This window comes from Pseudomonas crudilactis (genome assembly GCF_013433315.1).
Classification (GTDB): domain Bacteria; phylum Pseudomonadota; class Gammaproteobacteria; order Pseudomonadales; family Pseudomonadaceae; genus Aquipseudomonas; species Aquipseudomonas crudilactis.
In genome coordinates, this window is the sequence record NZ_WXVV01000020.1 from 131,184 (window position 1) to 149,189 (window position 18,006).

General features: G+C 50.6%; 14 protein-coding genes and 3 pseudogenes. 16 read left to right on the top strand and 1 reads right to left on the bottom strand.

The features are described from left to right. The first annotated feature begins 8 nt into the window (after positions 1-8). The 16 genes and pseudogenes from GTU76_RS21355 to GTU76_RS21430 all read left to right on the top strand — a co-directional run bounded on the left by GTU76_RS21355 (position 9) and on the right by GTU76_RS21430 (position 17,672). The gene (locus tag GTU76_RS21355) at positions 9-2,051 is read left to right on the top strand and encodes a type VI secretion system Vgr family protein (protein ID WP_180699519.1); all 2,043 of its coding nucleotides are present in this window, start codon (positions 9-11) and stop codon (positions 2,049-2,051) included. Next, positions 2,041-2,781 carry a DUF4123 domain-containing protein gene (locus GTU76_RS21360; protein ID WP_180699520.1) on the top strand — a complete coding sequence of 247 codons (741 nt, stop codon included), beginning with the start codon at positions 2,041-2,043 and terminating at the stop codon, positions 2,779-2,781. The genes GTU76_RS21355 and GTU76_RS21360 overlap by 11 nt, the downstream gene beginning before the upstream one ends. After that, positions 2,778-7,715, top strand: a complete 4,938-nt coding sequence (locus GTU76_RS21365; protein ID WP_180699521.1) for an RHS repeat-associated core domain-containing protein — start codon at positions 2,778-2,780, stop codon at positions 7,713-7,715. The genes GTU76_RS21360 and GTU76_RS21365 overlap by 4 nt, the downstream gene beginning before the upstream one ends. Next, the gene (locus GTU76_RS21370) at positions 7,712-8,137 is read left to right on the top strand and encodes an SMI1/KNR4 family protein (RefSeq protein WP_016983324.1); all 426 of its coding nucleotides are present in this window, start codon (positions 7,712-7,714) and stop codon (positions 8,135-8,137) included. Before GTU76_RS21365 ends, GTU76_RS21370 begins: the two co-directional genes overlap by 4 nt. A gap of 342 nt (positions 8,138-8,479) precedes the next feature. Continuing rightward, positions 8,480-8,950 (top strand): hypothetical protein, encoded by a 471-nt coding sequence (locus GTU76_RS21375; RefSeq protein ID WP_180699522.1) that lies wholly within the window; start codon positions 8,480-8,482, stop codon positions 8,948-8,950. A gap of 211 nt (positions 8,951-9,161) precedes the next feature. After that, positions 9,162-9,467, top strand: coding sequence for a hypothetical protein (locus tag GTU76_RS21380; RefSeq protein ID WP_180699523.1), 306 nt, complete (start codon positions 9,162-9,164; stop codon positions 9,465-9,467). A gap of 284 nt (positions 9,468-9,751) precedes the next feature. Next, positions 9,752-12,229 (top strand): annotated as a pseudogene (locus GTU76_RS21385) (RHS repeat-associated core domain-containing protein); the annotation flags it as partial. Positions 12,230-12,235: 6 nt separating this feature from the next. Continuing rightward, entirely contained in the window at positions 12,236-12,523 is a 288-nt protein-coding gene (locus GTU76_RS21390; RefSeq protein WP_175554716.1) for a barstar family protein, read from the top strand. Between the two features lie 64 nt (positions 12,524-12,587). Then, a pseudogene (locus GTU76_RS21395) lies at positions 12,588-13,517 on the top strand (RHS repeat-associated core domain-containing protein); the annotation flags it as partial. Continuing rightward, positions 13,514-13,945, top strand: a complete 432-nt coding sequence (locus tag GTU76_RS21400; protein WP_175554717.1) for a hypothetical protein — start codon at positions 13,514-13,516, stop codon at positions 13,943-13,945. The pseudogene GTU76_RS21395 and the gene GTU76_RS21400, both read left to right, overlap by 4 nt. A 162-nt stretch (positions 13,946-14,107) precedes the next feature. Further along, the gene (locus GTU76_RS21405) at positions 14,108-14,509 is read left to right on the top strand and encodes a hypothetical protein (RefSeq protein WP_180699524.1); all 402 of its coding nucleotides are present in this window, start codon (positions 14,108-14,110) and stop codon (positions 14,507-14,509) included. 157 nt (positions 14,510-14,666) lie between these two features. Beyond that, entirely contained in the window at positions 14,667-15,089 is a 423-nt protein-coding gene (locus GTU76_RS21410; protein WP_016983322.1) for a HEAT repeat domain-containing protein, read from the top strand. A 298-nt stretch (positions 15,090-15,387) separates the two neighbouring features. Beyond that, positions 15,388-15,777: an immunity 22 family protein gene (locus GTU76_RS21415; RefSeq protein ID WP_016983323.1), complete on the top strand. Its 390-nt coding sequence runs from the start codon at positions 15,388-15,390 to the stop codon at positions 15,775-15,777. Positions 15,778-15,964: 187 nt separating this feature from the next. Continuing rightward, the gene (locus GTU76_RS21420) at positions 15,965-16,492 is read left to right on the top strand and encodes an SMI1/KNR4 family protein (RefSeq protein ID WP_175554718.1); all 528 of its coding nucleotides are present in this window, start codon (positions 15,965-15,967) and stop codon (positions 16,490-16,492) included. A 152-nt stretch (positions 16,493-16,644) separates the two neighbouring features. Then, entirely contained in the window at positions 16,645-17,115 is a 471-nt protein-coding gene (locus GTU76_RS21425) for a hypothetical protein (protein ID WP_180699525.1), read from the top strand. 59 nt (positions 17,116-17,174) lie between these two features. Next, positions 17,175-17,672: a hypothetical protein gene (locus GTU76_RS21430; protein WP_180699526.1), complete on the top strand. Its 498-nt coding sequence runs from the start codon at positions 17,175-17,177 to the stop codon at positions 17,670-17,672. Positions 17,673-17,711: 39 nt separating this feature from the next. Here the strand turns inward: GTU76_RS21430 and GTU76_RS30085 are convergent. Next, a pseudogene (locus GTU76_RS30085) lies at positions 17,712-17,894 on the bottom strand (VanW family protein); the annotation flags it as partial. Between the last annotated feature and the right edge of the window lie 112 nt (positions 17,895-18,006).

Genomic DNA, 18,006 nt, shown 5'->3' on the forward strand with positions numbered 1-18,006 from the left:
AACAAGGGATGTTCGCGCCGGCCAATGAAACCCATTTTGCCCTGACCATCGAAGGTCTTTCTGCTGACTTTCAGGTATTCACCCTGCAAGGTCGCGAAGCCATCAGCCAGCCTTTTGTCTTTGAGGTGGAGCTGGTCAGTGAGCAGCCGTCGCTGGACCTCGAAACCCTGCTGCACAAACCGGCCTTCCTGCAACTGTCGCCCGACGGCAGCGGCATCCACGGCCAGATCTACCGCGCCGCGCAAGGCGATTCGGGCAAACGCCTGACCCGTTACTCGGTGACCCTGCGCCCGCAATTGTCCTACCTGGCGCATCGCGTCAACCAGCGCATCTTCCAGAACCTCACCGTGCCGAAAATCATCGGCAAGGTCCTCGAAGAGCACGGTATCCAAAGCAACGCCTACGAATTCAAGACCGGTTCGATCTATCCCGAGCGCATCTACTGCGTGCAGTACGATGAATCGGACCTGCATTTCATCCAGCGCCTGTGCGAGGAAGAAGGTATCCATTACCACTTCGAACACACGGCGACGGCGCACAAACTGGTGTTCGGCGATGACCAGACGGTGTTCCCGAAACTCAAGCCAGTGGCCTATCAGCAAGACTCCGGCATGGTCGCCAGCGACCCGGTGATCAAGCGCTTCGACCTGCGCCTGGAAACCCGTACCAGCCGCACCACCCGCCGCGATTACGATTTCGAAAAACCACGCCTCACACTCGAAAGCGAAAACCGTGGCGACGCCCTGCCCGACCTTGAAGACTACGATTACCCCGGTCGCTTCATCGACCGCGAGCGCGGCAAACACCTGGCCAAACGCGCCCTCGAACGCCATCGCAGCGACTTCCAGCTCGCCGAAGGCAAAAGCGATCAGCCATTGCTGGTCAGCGGCCACTTCCTCGCCCTGACCGCGCACCCGAAAGCCAAATGGAACGACCTCTGGTTACTGACCGAAGTCCTCCACGAAGGCAAGCAGCCGCAAGTCCTCGAAGAGTCGATAACCAGCGACACCACTGCACTCAAAGACGATTTCCATCAGGGCTATCGCAACCGCTTCCAGGCCACGCCGTGGGACGTGCCGAACCGCCCGCCCCTGCGCCACCCGAAACCGCGCATCCTCGGCAGCCAGAGCGCCGTAGTCACCGGCCCGAAAGGCGAAGAGATCCATTGCGACGAATACGGCCGCGTCAAAGTCCAGTTCCACTGGGACCGCGAAGGCCAGGCCGACGACAAAACCAGCTGCTGGCTGCGCGTCTCCAGCGCCTGGGCCGGCGCCCAGTATGGCGGCATCGCCATCCCACGCATCGGCATGGAAGTGCTGGTCACCTTCCTTGAAGGCGACCCCGATCAACCGCTGATCAGCGGCTGCCTGTACCACAAGGAAAACACCGTCCCGTATGAGCTGCCGGCGAACAAGACCCGCAGCACCTTCAAGACCCTCAGCTCGATGGGCGGTGGCGGCTACAACGAACTGCGCATCGAAGACAAAAAAGGTCAGGAACAGATCTACCTGCACGCCCAGCGCGACTGGGACGAAAACATCGAGCACGACCAGAAAATCCGCGTCGGCAACGAACGCCACGACACCGTCGAAAAGAACAGCTACAGCGAGTTCAAGGCCGAAGAACACCACACCGTCTACGCCGACCGCAAAGTCGAAACCCGCGCCAATGATCACCTCACCGTCGGCGTGAACCAACACATCAAGATCGGCACCGGCCAGTTCATCGACGCTGGGCAAGAAATCCACCTCAGCAGCGGCATGAAGGTGGTAATGGAAGCCGGCGCCGAGCTGACCCTGATCGGCGGCGGCAGCTTCATCAAGATCGACGCCGGCGGCGTGACCCTGAGCGGCCCGGTGATCAACATGAACTCCGGCGGCAGTCCAGGGAGCGGCACTGGTGCCGCCCCGCTGATACCCGGAATCCTGAAACAGGCCGACGCCGACAAGGCCGGCCAGGTTCTGACCCCAGCCCAGATCAACACCCTCAAACGTAACGCGCCATTCTGCGAAGAATGCGAAAAATGCAAGGCAGGTGCCTGTGCCATCTGATCGAATTACACCCAAGGATTGGCTGGCGCAACAGCCGTTGCAGACTGGTGAGCGTTTGTATTTGGTTATTAGTGCGGCGAGTGATTCCGAGCCGCTCAAGCCTTTCTATCAGCAAGATGCCGCACCACAACTTCACCCTATTTGGGGTGGAACGCCTTACGCTGATTGGCTTCCTGTCATGCCGTATCTCGCCGAGATCAGCCCCAATGCCAGTTTTCTGCAATGGATTACTGAAACCGATGCATCGGATTGGGGTTGGCTAGCGGTATCCACCAGCGCGCCGGAAACGGTGCTGGAGCATTTGCGCAGCCTGACTCAGGTAAAAATGCCGGACGCCACTGAGGTGTTTTTCAGGTTCTGGGATGGTCGACATTTTCATCCGATCATCGAAGGGTTAGGTGCTACAGCAGGTGAATTGCTGCCGGTGTTCCAACGCTACCTGATTAACGGGCAGACGCTCGATGTCGGCAGAAGAGCGGTACCTCCCGCAAAAGAGTGGCCCTGGTGGGAGATCCCCCAAACGCTTTTGGATGCTCTCGCGAAAAAGGACCACACCACCGTCGTTGAAAACCTGATGCAGTGGCTATCCGAAGATTGCCCTGAGTTGTACTTCGAACTCCCCGAAGCCAACTTGCGCAGAAAGGTTGAGCGCTTCGTGCGCCAGAACCCAAACACAGAAGAGATGGCAGAGCGTCTCGCCGCAGAGCTGACAAAGGAAGTCACGTCATGAATACCCCGATTGGTACCCTGGTCCTGCGTGTGCTGGACGCCAAAACACCTGACGTGAACTTGATTCTCAAAGACTTCAAAAACTGCCTGAGTGATTACAAGGAATGGGCAGACGGTTTCTGGACTGGCTGGGCGCTGGACGTCGACCAGACCTTCAAGGTCGGCAACGAAGTCAGCATCACCGAACGGAAAACCGAAACAGGTGCGGTGAAGACCTATGCCACTTGCCCGTTGGTAGGTGATTTCACGCTAATTCATATGTTCGAGTCGGCGCGCTTTGTGCCGATTGGCAACACGCCAGTCAAACTGGAACCGGTCACCAAGGGTACCTTTTACGACGACGTTACCGGTCCGGTCATCGAAACCATGATCGGACCCAGCGGCATCAAAGTGATCGAGGGGGCCAAGAGAGGTCAGACTTACCGCATCACTTTTTTCCCCAACGTATCCCAGAGCGACGTCAAGGCGCTCTATGACTCCTATCAAGGCGTTATCGGCAAGCTTGATGGCTGGTTGCAGAGCGAATGGTCGAGCAAGTTTAAGCCGCAATGGGCCAGTTACTCTGCAGCGGATCGTGCCGGGCGTTCGGTGATTTTGCTCAAACGAGCCTTGGACGGTTTCGAAGAAGCGCTGCTGCGGCTGTGGGACGACATCAAAAGCCTTTTCGACCTGCTCGCCAATCCGAAGAAAAACTACGAAAAACTTAAAAAGTATCTGTCGGATATTGAGATCGACAAGCTTTACGCTGCTTCCAAGGAGTCGATTGCTTCAGGGCTATTGATCCTCAGCGATGAGCCGCTGATGTTCATATACGTCTCCGCCATTGTCGCTTGGGTCGGCATGCTGCCGCCGCAGGTTGTTGTCGACGTGATGACTGCCATTGCCTCGGAATTCCTGATCAACGTACTGGTGGGTATCTGTCTAACAGGTGGCGCCGGGCTGGCCGTGAGAGCGGGCACCAAAGTCCTCTCCACCGTCAAATCCGGAGAAGCGATCAAGTATCTTGAAGACCTTGCGTCGACCTTGATGACACTCAGCAACAAACACGCCCTGCCCGCCCATGCGGAAGTATCGAAGCCAATCATCGCCAGTGCCAAGAATGTGCCGATGAAGCCTGCCAAAACCGCAGCGCTGAAAATCGATGAAGCTACCACTGAAGCGCCAAAGGCTGGCTCGCGCAAGGCTGAACCCAAAAGCCAACTAGAGGGACTGTCTCCCGCAAAACAACTGCCTAAAACTGCAGATACTCCGAAACAGGAAGTCAAAGACGCCTCTTCGTTCCCAAGGGACAAGAAAAAGAACCAATCCACTTTGCAACCTGAAGAAAAAGTCGACGACGTTCCCGATCAGTCCAAGACGCCCGATGACAAAAGCGCCACCTGCGCGAAGAAGACCTGTACGAACGGCTGCCCGGTCTCGATGGTCACCGGTGAAGAGCTGCTAACCATTACCGACGGTGAACTCGGCGGCCTGCTGCCATTCAGCTGGACTCGTCTCTACCGAACCAGCGCGGCTGAAATCGACTGCGGTCTAGGCTATGGATGGAGTCACGCTCTCGCTCAGCGGGTGGACATCAATGGCGACGAGGTCGTGTGGACGGATCACGAAAACCGGGTCACCACTTTTCCGCTGCCCAGCGTACAGCGCCCGGCAATCACCAACAGCCTTTCAGAAGCCGCGATTTTCATTGGCGACGATCCGTCCGAACTCGTACTGACTCAAGCCGGCGAAAAGCCGCAGTTCTATCACTTCCGCTTCAACAGCAAAGGCGCGACGTTGATCGCCATCAGCGACAACTACGACAATCGCCTGCACATCACCCGTGACATCCATGGTCGAATCAAGCGCGTGGATAACGGGGCTGGTCGTGCATTGCTTGTGCGGTACGACCGCAAGCATATTGTCGCCATCGACTATCAGCAATTCATTCCGGCGGACAATCTCGAAGACGCCTGGAACACCGTTCAGACGCTGACCACCTATGAGTACGATGCTCAACATCGGTTGATCAAAGCCACAAACGCTCTGGGAGAGTCCGAGCGTTATGCCTACAACGAACAGAACGTCATTCTTGAGCGGCAGCTCGCCGGAGGCGCAAGCTTCTACTGGGAGTGGGAAAAGGAAGGCAAGTCCGCACGTTGCATCCATCACTGGGCCAGTTTCTCTCAGATGGATGCGCACTATGCGTGGGATGACAAAGGCAGCGTCACCGTTACCAACGCCGATGGCAGCGAAGAGATCTATACCCACGACGACAAGGCGCGACTCGTCGCCAAAGTTGATCCGGATGGTGCCGAGCACTTAAAAGCCTATGACGACAAAGGCCGACTGATCGCCGAAAAAGACCCGATGGGTGCGGTCACTGAATATCAGTACAACGAGGCCGGCCGTTTGATCGCGGTGATCCCGCCAGAAGACGCGGCGACCACCTACGAGTACTACAAGGGCTTTGTCCGTGTGGTGAATCGCGGTACCGCCAAATGGATCTACTGGCGTAACGACCAGGGTGACATCACTGAGCAAGTCGACCCGGATGGCAACTCTACGCATTACACCTATGATCGCCAGGGACGCCTGCTGGAGATCCGCCATCCCGACGGCAGCCGCCACCAACTGGGGTGGAACAACCTCGGCCAATTGCTGGAGGAGCGCCTGCCGGACGGCGGTCAGCGCAAGTACCGCTACGATGCGCTCGGTCGCCAGATCACACGTCAGGCTGAAACGGGTGCAATCACCCACTACCAGTGGGATGCGGCTAACCGCTTGGCACAGATCACGCTGCCCGGCGGCGCTACCCGTGCGTTCACCTACAACCCATACGGCCGCGTCACTGCTGAACGCGACGAACTGGGCCGCGTAACCCGTTACGAGTATGCCGATAACCTGCATCTAGTCAGCCGTCGCATCAACCCGGACGGCAGCCAACTGCGCTATCGCTACGATAATTCGCGTCTGCTGCTCACCGACATCGAAAACGAACGCGGCGAACACTATCAACTCGATTACTACTCAAATGGGCTGATCCAGCAGGAAACCGGTTTTGACGGGCGTCGTACCGCTTACGAGTACGACCTCAACGGCAAACTGCTGAAGAAAACCGAATACGGTGACGACGGCAGTGAGCTGGTGACCGAGTACCAGCGCGACGCCTCTGGCCGCTTGCTGGTCAAAACCCTCGCTGATGGCGAAGAAATCCATTACAGCTACGATGCTTTGGGTCGCTTGGTAAACGTTGACGACGGCCACTGGCCCCTCGCCTATGAGTACGACGTACAAGATCGCCTGATCACTGAGCACCAAGGTTGGGGCACCACGCGGTACGAGTACGACAGCGTCGGCCAACTCAATCACTGCCGCCTGCCGGATGGCAGCACACTCGATTACCGCCACTTGTCCGGCGGTCGGCTGAGCAGCATTGACCTCAACGGGTCGCGCCTGACTACGCATCAGTTCGACGCTGGCCGTGAACAGCAGCGCCAACAAGGCGTGCTGCTTAGCCAATACCAATACGACGAACAGGGAAGGCTTCAAGCGCACACGGTAGGTCAGCAGGATCGCAATCTGTTCCAGCGCCGCTACGCCTACGATGCAAACGGCAACCTGGCCGGCATCGATGACAGCCGCAAAGGAAACCGCAGCTACCACTACGACCCACTGGATCGTCTGGTCAGCGTTCGCGGCGCCACTCCCGAAACCTTCGCTCATGACCCGGCCGGCAACTTGCTCGGCCAAAGCGATCTGCCAACTGCGAACCTCGCCAACGTGAAAGGCAATCGCCTGCTTATGCAAGGCGACCGGCATTACGACTACGACGCCTACGGCAATCTGGCCCGGGAACGCCGTGGTACCGGACAGCAACTGGTCACCGAATACCGCTACGACTGCCAGCATCGCTTGATTGGCGTCACGCTGCCCGGTGGCGGCACCGCAAGCTACAAGTACGACGCCTTTGGTCGTCGCATTGAGAAGACCGTCGATGGTCAGACCACAGAGTTTCTCTGGCAAGGTGAACGCCTGATCGCCGAAAGTGCCGAGAATCGCTATCGCACCTACATCTACGAACCTGGCACCTTCCGTCCGCTGGCAATGCTCGATGGCGAGGGCCCCGTCAAGGCAACCCCGTACTATTACCAACTTGACCACCTCGGCACACCTCAAGAACTCACCGACTACAGCGGCGAAATCATGTGGTCGGCGAAATACCGTGCCTATGGCAACCTGGCCACCTTGGACATCGCCGAAATCGACAACCCTCTGCGCTTCCAGGGTCAGTATTTCGATGCGGAGACGGGGTTACATTACAATAGGCACCGCTACTACAATCCAAGCACCGGGCGGTTTTTGACGCCGGATCCGATCAAGCTTTCGGGTGGTTTGAACAACTATCAGTATGTGCCTAACCCTACGGGGTGGGTAGATCCGTTGGGGCTCGATAATTGCCCAGAGGGTAATGGGTGCAAGCCTCCAAGTGGACTTGAGGCACCAGAAAATGGCGCAAAGGTCAGCGAAGGCGCTCCTGATGTCCCTGGACCCGAGAGTGGTAAAAATCCAAAGTTCTTTAAAACCGAAACCACATGGAAAGCAAGCGGTAAAGGCACCGGTAACGAATATAAGGTTTTCCAACAGGATATTGACTGGGATTTAGAGCACAAGGGCATGTCGAACTTAGACAGAGCAAAAGAAGGCGGTGCCCCTTACATAATGAAAGATGGGGTTCCTCAACAGCTACAGCTCCATCACTCAAGGCAGAACGGAAAGGGACCGCTTTTTGAGTTGAGTCGCAAGACACACCTTACGACTCTCAAAGGTAAAGGCCGGGAAGCGGTTCACCCCTATGGCCACAATCAACATCCAGATGAGCCTGTAAACAGGGAACTTTTCAAGAAAGAAGTCCCGCAATATTGGAAAGACCGTGCAGCGGAGGCCGCAAAATGATACCGACCAAATTAAAATTACTAATTGAAAATCAGCCGGGCAATACCCTTCGAACAGACAAGCAATCAGTTACAGAGGCTTTAAAACAGCTAAACATAGACATAAATAGCGAACTCGCAGAGTTTTTTTTAAACTACACAATAACTTTTTTTAAAAGCAGTTCTTCTGATGAAGAATTGTGTGACATCGCCGACCCAAGCAACGAAATCGAAATCGGAACAAATTTCATCCACGAAGTATGGGAGCTACCGGAAAACCTTGTCTGCCTCACCAACATTCAAGGCGAAGGCTGTTACTTGTATGACATAAATAGCGGCGAAGTTTTAGACTTCAGCCTTGCTAACCGAGATGATTTTCTAGCTGGTAAAACACAGCAAAAATGGGCTAGCTTCTTTGAGTTTTTGATTTGGTACTTATCTTAACCTCACACCATTAAAAACCTTTAAAAAAAGGAGCGAGCCAAACGAATAAAAAGACAAAAAGGGGACAGATTTATTTTCTACAAACTGAAAATAAATCTGTCCCCTTTTCTGCGATCTATCATCAGCTAAAATTTATTTAGTAAAAATAAAACCTGACGATCCACGATTCAAATACGAAATACCGAATGGAAATGAAGCAGGCGCTTATCCTAAAGAATGGGTTCCTGGAGGTGAGACGAAGAGCGGCACAAAAGAGGCCGCTCTTATTGGCTCTGGAAAAATCGACCACGGCGCCGACATGAACGAGCTTCTAAGCCAATTTGACGACTGAGAACAACTTCAATGACAACCAACTTTGAAGTAGCTTTGAAAAAGAATGAATTCCCTGACTACTTCAGAGGTAATGGCCAATATTTCACAAGAGACCCCGACTGGGGAACCCAGTTGCATATCATAAATTGGCAAGGACTATGCGGCTATTTAAAATCGCTAGAAAGCTCGATCGAAATATTGAGGAATGCATTTAGCGTATACTTAAACTCGGTTGAGTTTACAAAAAATGACGCCAGCGACCTGCTTGAAAACATTGGCTGCTATTACTACCTAAGAAATAAACATCCTTTCTTGTCAAAAGATGGATTTGATCTTGTACGCGATGCTGCTGATAGTGAGAAACAGAAAATTTCACATGTCATGACCTTTCTGAGAAAAACAATCGAAGCCAACAATAATGTTCAAGACCTTGAACTCTATAATCGCCGCATGAGAAAACTCATTGATGACGGCGGCCCAACCAATATAGAGAGCCTCTAACTCTTTCGACGGAACCCACTGTAAAAAGGTGACCAAAAAGGGGACAGATTTATTCTCTAAAATGAAAATAAATCCGTCCCCTTTTCTGATCGGCGCTAACGACGAAAAAGAAACCCGGTACATGAGGGTGGAATTGAGTGCGAATACCATACATGGACATCCGATATCTGAAGACGCCTTCAAAAGGCTAACCAAGAAGAAAAAATAAGCGATGAACATTAATAAGATAACAACGCTCGGCGGAACAATAACCTTCGATGATCTCTCCACACTAGTTGGATCCGACATCACACTTGTAACCGACGGACTCAAAGAAGACCTTTTACAAGCATCACTGCCACTCGAACAAATAATCGATATTGGATGGTACCCAGAATTCAGCGAAAATGGCGCCTTTAGAATCTCGCTAATCTCAGATCAAAACTGGGAGTCGCCAATATACAGCGAAAGTGCGAAAACTTGGGCCGAACTTGAAAAAGCGTTATATCACGCCCTGAATAAAATAAAAATAGCGTAATCTTTACGCAGTCAAAAAACAGACCCTTCGTAAAAAATGTAACCCCCCGGAAACCTTAGGTCTATTTACCACTTATTATTGCAACAATAAAAAACGCATAAAGGCCACGGCTTTGCCGCGTACAACATGCCCGAATCGAAAGACAAAAGACCAGAACGGCCCGAAACACTTAAAGCTCTAGACGCGACTTGATTCCTTAATATTGGACAAAAGGGGGACAAAAGGGGACAGATTTATTTTCTACAAACTGAAAATAAATCTGTCCCCTTTTCTCCAACGACAACGGCTTGATGACTGCCGTTATCCCGCCGGAACACGAAGCCACAACGTACGAATACATCAACGGCTTCGTGAGTGATGTTCATCGCGGCAAAGCCAGTTGGAAGTACCAACGCAACCGTCAAGGCGATATCACCCAGCAAATCGATCCGGACGGCAATGCCACGCTATACAGCTACGACGGCCAGGGGCGTCTGCTGGAGATTCGCCACCCGGACGGCAGCCGTCATCAACTCGGCTGGAACAACCTCGGCCAGTTGCTGGAAGAACGCCTGCCCGATGGCGGCCAGCGCAAGTATCGCTACGACGCGCTGGGTCGGCAGATTACCCGCCAGGAAGAGTCCGGCGCCATTACCCAATACCAGTGGGACGCCGCTAATCGCCTCGCCCAAGTTACACTGCCGGGCGGTGCAACCCGTGCGTTTACCTATAACGCCTACGGTAATGTCACCGCTGAACGCGATGAACTCGGCCGCATCACTCGGTACGAATACGCCGACAACCTGCATCTGGTCTGCCGCCGCATCAATCCGGACGGCAGCCAACTTCGCTATCGCTATGACAACTCTCGTCTGCTGCTGACTGAAATCGAAAACGAGCGCGGCGAGCAATACCACCTCGACTACTACGCGAACGGCCTGATCCAGCAGGAAACAGGCTTCGACGGTCGTCGCACGGCTTACGAGTATGACCTCAACGGCCAACTGCTGAAGAAAACCGAGTTCGGCGACGATGGCAGCGAACTGGTCACTGAGTATCAGCGCGATGCGGCTGGCCGGCTGCTGGTGAAAACCCTGGCCGATGGCGAAGAAATCCACTACAGCTACGACGCCCTCGGTCGCCTCGTAAACGTCGATGACGGCAACTGGCCGCTCGCCTACAAATACGACCTGCAAGACCGCCTCATCGAAGAACACCAAGGTTGGGGCACCCTGCGCTACGAGTACGATAGCGTTGGTCAGCTCAAACACTGCCGCCTCCCTGACGGCAGCAAACTCGATTACCGTCACCAACCGGGCGGACAACTGAGCAGCATCGACCTCAATGGCTCGCGCCTGACCTCTCACCAGTTCAGTGCTGGGCGCGAACAAAAACGTCAGCAAGGTTTGCTGCTCAGCCAATACCAGTACGACGAACAAGGCCGCCTGCAAGCCCACACTGTTGGCCAGCGAGACAAGAACCTGTTCCAGCGTCGTTATAATTACGATGCCAACGGCAACCTCGCTGGCATTGATGACAGCCGCAAAGGCAATCGCAGCTACCACTACGACCCGCTCGATCGACTCATCAGCGTGCGCGGTGCTACTCCGGAAAGCTTCGCCCATGACCCGGCGGGCAACCTGCTGGGCCAAAGCAATGAAGGCACAGCAAACCTCGCCAACGTCAAAGGCAACCGCCTGCTGATGCAGGGTGATCGTTACTACGACTACGACGCCTACGGCAATCTGATTCGCGAGCGCCGTGGCACAGGACAGAAACTCGTCACCGAGTATCGTTACGACTGCCAGCACCGCTTGATCGGCGTTAGCCTACCGGGTGGCAGCACTGCAACCTACAAGTACGATGCCTTCGGTCGACGTATAGAAAAAACCGTCGACGGCCACATCACCGAATTCCTGTGGCAAGGCGAACGCCTGATTGCCGAAAGCGCCGAAAACCGTTACCGCAGTTACATCTACGAACCGGGCAGCTTCCGCCCATTGGCGATGCTCGATGGCGAAGGCCCACGTAAAGCAACGCCGTTCTATTACCAACTCGACCACCTCGGCACACCGCAGGAGCTCACCGACTACAGCGGCGAGATCATGTGGTCGGCGAAGTACCGAGCCTACGGTAATCTCGCCGCGCTGGACGTCAGCGAGATCGATAACCCGTTGCGGTTCCAGGGTCAGTATTTCGATGCCGAAACGGGGTTACATTACAACCGGCACCGCTACTACAATCCGGGAACTGGACGGTTTTTGACGCCGGATCCGATCAAGCTTGCGGGTGGGTTGAATAGCTACCAGTACGTGCCCAACCCTACGGGGTGGGTGGATCCGTTGGGGCTAGCAAGTAAAGAGTGTGATGAGCCTGAACCCTATAACAACTCCGCTCATAACGCCGCCAAATACGAAGCCATGAAGCGTGATCTTAGAACGACTGAGGCTGCGAATCCCTTAGTCGAAAGTTTGCGGGCCACTGGTGATCTTCCCCCAAATTACGTTACAAAAGCTCAGGCAACACAAAGCGGATGGAAAAAAGGTAAAGCAGTCAACAATAGCGTTCCTGGCGGGCAGCTAGGCGGTGATGTTTTTTACAATGATACAAACGTACTTCCTTCAGCCCCCGGCCGAACCTGGTATGAAGCTGACGTCGGTCTCAATAACACGATGTCGCGGAGCAATCAGCCGGGGACCAGGCTACTCTACTCAGATGACGGACTCCTCTACATAACTAGTGATCATTACGAAACTGTTACCCCTATTGGAAAGTGGAAGTGAATCAAAATGATAGTTGAGCTTGATGGATTGTCCATCTCATCTGAGCAAGAATTCCATAAGCGGATAGCGTCTGCTTTTTCTGTTACTCAATACTATGGAAATAATCTTAATGCGCTTTGGGATCTACTCAGCACCGATGTAGAGCGCCCAATTGAATTAATTTGGACAAACTCAAAACATTCAGAAGAACTAATGGGCGACTCATATAGAAAAATATTAATTATTCTTGATCGAGTCAAAACTCAAGATGAAAACTTTGGACTGGATGAGAAATTTAGTTACCAACTGAAATAGTAAAGCTGTAAACGGGGAGCAGACCACGTTTTATTTTGTCTGAAGGTGGTCTGTCCCTGAATAACACCGCAGCTACATCTACGAACCTGGCAGTTTCCGCCCATTGGCGATGCTCGATGGCCCACGTAAAGCCACGCCGTTCTATTACCAACTCGACCACCTTGGCACACCGCAGGAGCTCACCGACTACAGTGGTGAAATCATGTGGTCGGCGAAGTACCGAGCCTACGGTAACCTGGCAGCGCTGGACGTCAGCGAGATCGATAACCCATTGCGCTTCCAGGGTCAGTATTTCGATACCGAATCAGGATTACATTACAACCGCCACCGCTACTACAATCCGGGGACTGGACGGTTTTTGACGCCGGATCCGATAAAGCTAGTCGGTGGATTGAACGGTTACCAATACGTGCCGAATCCAACGGGCTGGGTAGATCCGCTAGGTTTAAATTGTACGCCAGGACAATGTCCTGACGCCGAACCTCCCAAATGGACTGAAAATTCAGTATTTAATAAATACCCAAAGAAAACGGTCATAAAAACCTCTGGGCCAGAGGAACAAGCCGCTTTCCTACAAGAACATTTGCCTGGACTGCCTAAGGAGCAGGCTCAAATGATCCTTGAACAATCGTATAAAAAGGGAACGTCCGTTGTCATCGGCGGAAGTCGAGTAAGGGGGGACAGTCACCCCGGTAGCGACTTGGATGTTGGATTCGGAGATGTCAATGCAAATAAAGCCGGCAAAATACTTAAGGACCTTAAAAAATCATTTGAGGGAAAGGAAGGCTTTTTGTCGCTCGAAGAAACTAAAATCGCGCCGGGCAACAAAACTGCATCCATTGAAGAAATAAAATCTCCAGAAGAATTTTTCCAACGCTCAGGTAAACGTTCTGAGCAGGATCAGAAAGCAGGTGAAGCTTATAGACCATCAGGTTCAATAACGCTTAAAGAGGATGGTACGATCACGCTAATACCACCTGGAGAATTTCCATGATATTTAAATCAGCCGGCACAGAAGTCAATCTAAACACGGTCACTTACAGGAGCCTTGGCTTCGGTGAGAAATCAATTCTCGAAACAAAAAAATACGAAATGACGATAAACAACGATGAGTTCCCGGAAAACTTCATCAACCATGCAAACTCATTTATTGCCGAATGCAAAATTGATGACTCTGAGCAAGGCTACGCTGACATTCCCGAACTAAAAAAAATAGGTTATCCAACCTTTAATGAAATTTTAAACGACCATCACAATTTGGCTGCCAGCCTTATAAAAGATTATCTTTACTTCGAGCTTTTTTACTTCTTATTCCCCAACTCAAGAGAGCTTAAGGTGGTTATTAACAGCATCGAAGACATAAAATCAGATGGAAGATCAATTACAATCACGGGCGACACGTATCCAGTTCAGAAAACTTAGAAAATCAAATCTACAACTCAAAGGAGAAAAACTACAATTGCAATGACAAAAAAACAGAAAGGGGGAGAGATTTATTTTCTACAAGCTGAAAATAAATCCGCCCCTTTTTTCTGTATTATTGGAATCTTTGCCTGTCTAACGCGCGAGAACTGGAAATCCTCAATGAACTGCCTAGAAAAAGAAATCGACTCGGCATTAGCAGAGCACAACTTAGCGCATGAGAAAGTACGCAACAATGAACTAGCCAAATTGATCGCCAAGCTAACGAGATCATTTTTTTCTTCTGAGACAAAGAGCCTCGACCCTTTCTACTTGAAGAACCCCCAGAAAAAACACAACCCAGACTTCTGGAAAAAAGTAGACACTCTCGAAAATTTTGAAAACCCCTTACTAATAGTTCAAGACAGTAAGATTCACGCTTGGAAACTAGCAAACTCTGCAGATCTTAAAACGCTATTTTCCGAAACGACTGGATTCCCATTCTGGATAGTCGACGACAACTTCAAAGTGCTAATCTATATGGATGATCATGATTGCGTTCATACCAGCGATAGCACTCAATAAAAACAAATCGACTCCAGGTAATTGAAATAAATAAAACGGGGACAGACCACAACTCCTTATTTTAAACGGGGCAGATCACAGTTTTTTTACATCCATAATCTGCCACTTGGGAACTCTCCTCTTTCTCGCTATTTAACGTGATCCGTCCCTGAACAACATGAACAGCAAGATTTACGAAAAATATAACTACTGGCTTGGACCGAATGAAGACTCAAATTGGAATGAGTACATTACTGAACAGGTAGCTCATGGAGTTTTAGGAAAATTTAACGCCATGGACTGGCAACAACTTAATGAATCAATTCTTTTAAAAGAGGAATACTGGCAAGAAAGAAGCGCTGCTGCTCTGGGAGAGTTGCGATCGCCCGAAGCGATAGAGATTTTAAAAAAACTTCTTGACTCTACGTTCTCCGAGGTAGCAGTCACCGCAGCTTCCGAACTTGATTGGACTGAAGCATTTATTGAGGAAAAATACTCTAATAAAATTCAGCGAATCATAGATAATCTACCCGATGAAGAAATTGATTGTTACCCTGAACTCAAAAACCTACTAAAAAAATCACAAAACCAAGGTTCCTAATAAAGACGACAAAAAAGGGGACAGATTTATTTTCTACAAACTGAAAATAAATCTGTCCCCTTTTCTGCTGAGCAGATCTATGAGCTACGGACCGCGATTGCTGAAGTGAAATTTGTGAACCCTACTGGTCATCATGGGGGCAAAGGGTCCACAAAAGCACATAATGAAATACTTAAAATAATTGACAATTCGAAAGATTACGGCGAGTTCCGACAGGGCCTCAATGAGTGGGCGGGTCGGAGGTTAGAAGGTGGAGTGGACTCTCTCCCATCCGGCCTTAAAAATTGAGGAGAAAAAGATGAGTAATAAAAAAACAGTATCAATTTGGACTGCAAACGCCGACTGGCAGCAATCCACTCTTCGGGAAATAGTGACGCCGGCCTATTCTGACGATGGAGAATCTCTAGGATCGGAGTTCAGCAATGCATTTTCTCTGGGCTTTATTGACGACGACTTTATTGAAGCTGATATCGTAGAGCCAACTAAAAACTTGGAAAAAGCAATCGAGGATTTTTCTTATGACTCCGATATCATCGCTGAAATAAAAAAGAAAAACCTCTCTACTTTACCTGAAAAAATAAACACTGTTATTGCAATTTATGATTGTGCTTATAAAGGAAAAACCACAGCTACCATATTACGAGGCATCGAATTCACATATCGAGGTCAGTTTGAATATCAAGATTAGGACACATGAGACGCAACCGATAAAGAAAAAAGGGGATGGAGTTATTTTCTACACGCTGAAAATAACCCTGCCTATTTTTCTTTTTGACAAACCCCAATTAGAGCCTGTAGCTGAGGCATATGGAAAATATGGCGAAGCGTAAACGGGGGACAGATCACGTTTTCTTTTTCTGAAGGCGGCCTGCACTATGAGCTGCAATTTTTCGCGTTGTAAAAGTGGTCCGCCCCTGATTGATCATTCAAGAAAAAGTCCCGCGATATTGGAAAGACCGTGCAGCGCAGGCCGCAAAATGATACCGACCAAATTAAAATTACTAATTGAAAATCAGCCGGGTAATACCCTTCGAACAGACAAGCAATCAGTTACCGAGGCTTTAAAACAGCTAAACATAGACATAAATAGCGAACTCGCAGAGTTTTTTTTAAACTACACAATAACTTTTTTTAAAAGCAGTTCTTCTGATGAAGAATTGTGTGACATCGCCGACCCAAGCAACGAAATCGAAATCGGAACAAATTTCATCCACGAAGTATGGGAGCTACCGGAAAACCTTGTCTGCCTCACCAACATTCAAGGCGAAGGCTGTTACTTGTATGACATAAATAGCGGCGAAGTTTTAGACTTCAGCCTTGCTAACCGAGATGATTTCCTAGCTGGTAAAACACAGCAAAAATGGGCTAGCTTCTTTGAGTTTTTGATTTGGTACTTATCTTAAACCTCACACCATTAAAAATCTTTAAAAAAGGAGCGAACCAAACGAATAAAAAGACAAAAAGGGGACAGATTTATTTTCTACAAACTGATAATAAATCCACCCCCTTTTCTCCCCAGCGTCATTGAAAATTTTGATGATTGGAAAAAGTTTCTATGAAAACCACCTTTGAAACAGCTTTAGAACTTCATGAAACATCTGATTTCTTCAAAGGCAATGGGAAATATTTTGCCCGCGGCTCCGACTGGGGAGACCATCTCTTCGTTAGCAACTGGCAGGAAATGTGCGGAGTTTTAAAACATCAGCAATCAGCACAACACCTGCTGACAACTATATTTGAGAATTATGCAGAACACTTAAAAGAAGATTATTCAGATGCAGAAGGATTGCTTTCAAACATAAGCGCTTACTACACCCTTAAAAACAAAATCGCTTTTCTGTCGGACAACAACTACGACTTAGTCGAGAGCCTTGACGAAAAAAGCAAAAGCAACATAGGGAAATTATTCCGTCTCCTTAGACAGCACTACGACATAAAAAACGAACTCTTGCCAAGATACAAATTCAATGATGAGATCAAGCGATTAGAACTCAAAGGCTGTCTAATTGACCTCGAACACCTTTGAGCAAGATATTTAATGTGACTACCTCATACCACCGTAAGCTCGATACTTGACCAGTCCTCATGAATAAACACCAGATCACTCTAGCCAATGGATGGACAGCAACCTTTGATAACAACGGTGAATTCCGTATGGGAGCCGAAGGTTGGAGCTTGTCTTTGCAAGGGCCGGACGGCAGGAATATTCATTACTTCGCGGACCAGATCATTCTGGTCAACGATGACGACGGCACCCAAGCAAATTCATGCCTGCATCTATCTACTGATGGTGTTTACGGTTATTTGAGTACAGCCGTTGATAGCTGCTGGGTGATCGATTTTTCGCGATGCATGATCGCTCCCCATCGGGTAAGCATCTATCACTACCATGACGCCTACGATGAAAGCGTCGCAGCTTACGAGCAGCCGGCCTTCAAACGCGCGAGGCAATACATCAGCGTTGTTGGAAAGTACATTTATCTGACTTTCCCTCTAACCAAAGATGAGGACTTTCCCAAGGTATGGGAGGAGTACCTCTCGATACGCAGACGCCAACTGGATGAGTTGTATTTCAGAAACTGATCAAAGGGCGCCATCGTCAGCGAAGTGCTTTCACGCGCCCTACCCGATCAACTCATCTGCCACGTCATACTTAACCACCACCCGATTCCGATACAACCTCACCCGCTCCACCAACTCCCCAACCTGCCCCTTCTCCCTCACCTCCCGCCAGATCTCATTCTCCCGATACACCCGCGCACCCTCCCGCACAAACCGATGCGCCTCTTGAAACACGTGATAGCGATTGATCTGGCTTAATGATTCTGGACACCCCTAAAGGGCGTTAATCTACGCCCAACGACGAGGTGTGATTTGACCAGACGATATTTTTCGACAGATTTCAAACGGGATGCGG

What these genes read in the sequence shown, in the direction of transcription:
- GTU76_RS21355 (WP_180699519.1), top strand. Translation starts at nt 9, where the DNA reads ATGTTCGCGCCGGCCAATGAAACCCATTTTGCCCTGACCATCGAAGGT.
- GTU76_RS21365 (WP_180699521.1), top strand. Translation starts at nt 2,778, where the DNA reads ATGAATACCCCGATTGGTACCCTGGTCCTGCGTGTGCTGGACGCCAAA.
- GTU76_RS21370 (WP_016983324.1), top strand. Translation starts at nt 7,712, where the DNA reads ATGATACCGACCAAATTAAAATTACTAATTGAAAATCAGCCGGGCAAT.
- GTU76_RS21375 (WP_180699522.1), top strand. Translation starts at nt 8,480, where the DNA reads ATGACAACCAACTTTGAAGTAGCTTTGAAAAAGAATGAATTCCCTGAC.
- GTU76_RS21380 (WP_180699523.1), top strand. Translation starts at nt 9,162, where the DNA reads ATGAACATTAATAAGATAACAACGCTCGGCGGAACAATAACCTTCGAT.
- GTU76_RS21390 (WP_175554716.1), top strand. Translation starts at nt 12,236, where the DNA reads ATGATAGTTGAGCTTGATGGATTGTCCATCTCATCTGAGCAAGAATTC.
- GTU76_RS21400 (WP_175554717.1), top strand. Translation starts at nt 13,514, where the DNA reads ATGATATTTAAATCAGCCGGCACAGAAGTCAATCTAAACACGGTCACT.
- GTU76_RS21405 (WP_180699524.1), top strand. Translation starts at nt 14,108, where the DNA reads ATGAACTGCCTAGAAAAAGAAATCGACTCGGCATTAGCAGAGCACAAC.
- GTU76_RS21410 (WP_016983322.1), top strand. Translation starts at nt 14,667, where the DNA reads ATGAACAGCAAGATTTACGAAAAATATAACTACTGGCTTGGACCGAAT.
- GTU76_RS21415 (WP_016983323.1), top strand. Translation starts at nt 15,388, where the DNA reads ATGAGTAATAAAAAAACAGTATCAATTTGGACTGCAAACGCCGACTGG.
- GTU76_RS21420 (WP_175554718.1), top strand. Translation starts at nt 15,965, where the DNA reads ATGAGCTGCAATTTTTCGCGTTGTAAAAGTGGTCCGCCCCTGATTGAT.
- GTU76_RS21425 (WP_180699525.1), top strand. Translation starts at nt 16,645, where the DNA reads ATGAAAACCACCTTTGAAACAGCTTTAGAACTTCATGAAACATCTGAT.
- GTU76_RS21430 (WP_180699526.1), top strand. Translation starts at nt 17,175, where the DNA reads ATGAATAAACACCAGATCACTCTAGCCAATGGATGGACAGCAACCTTT.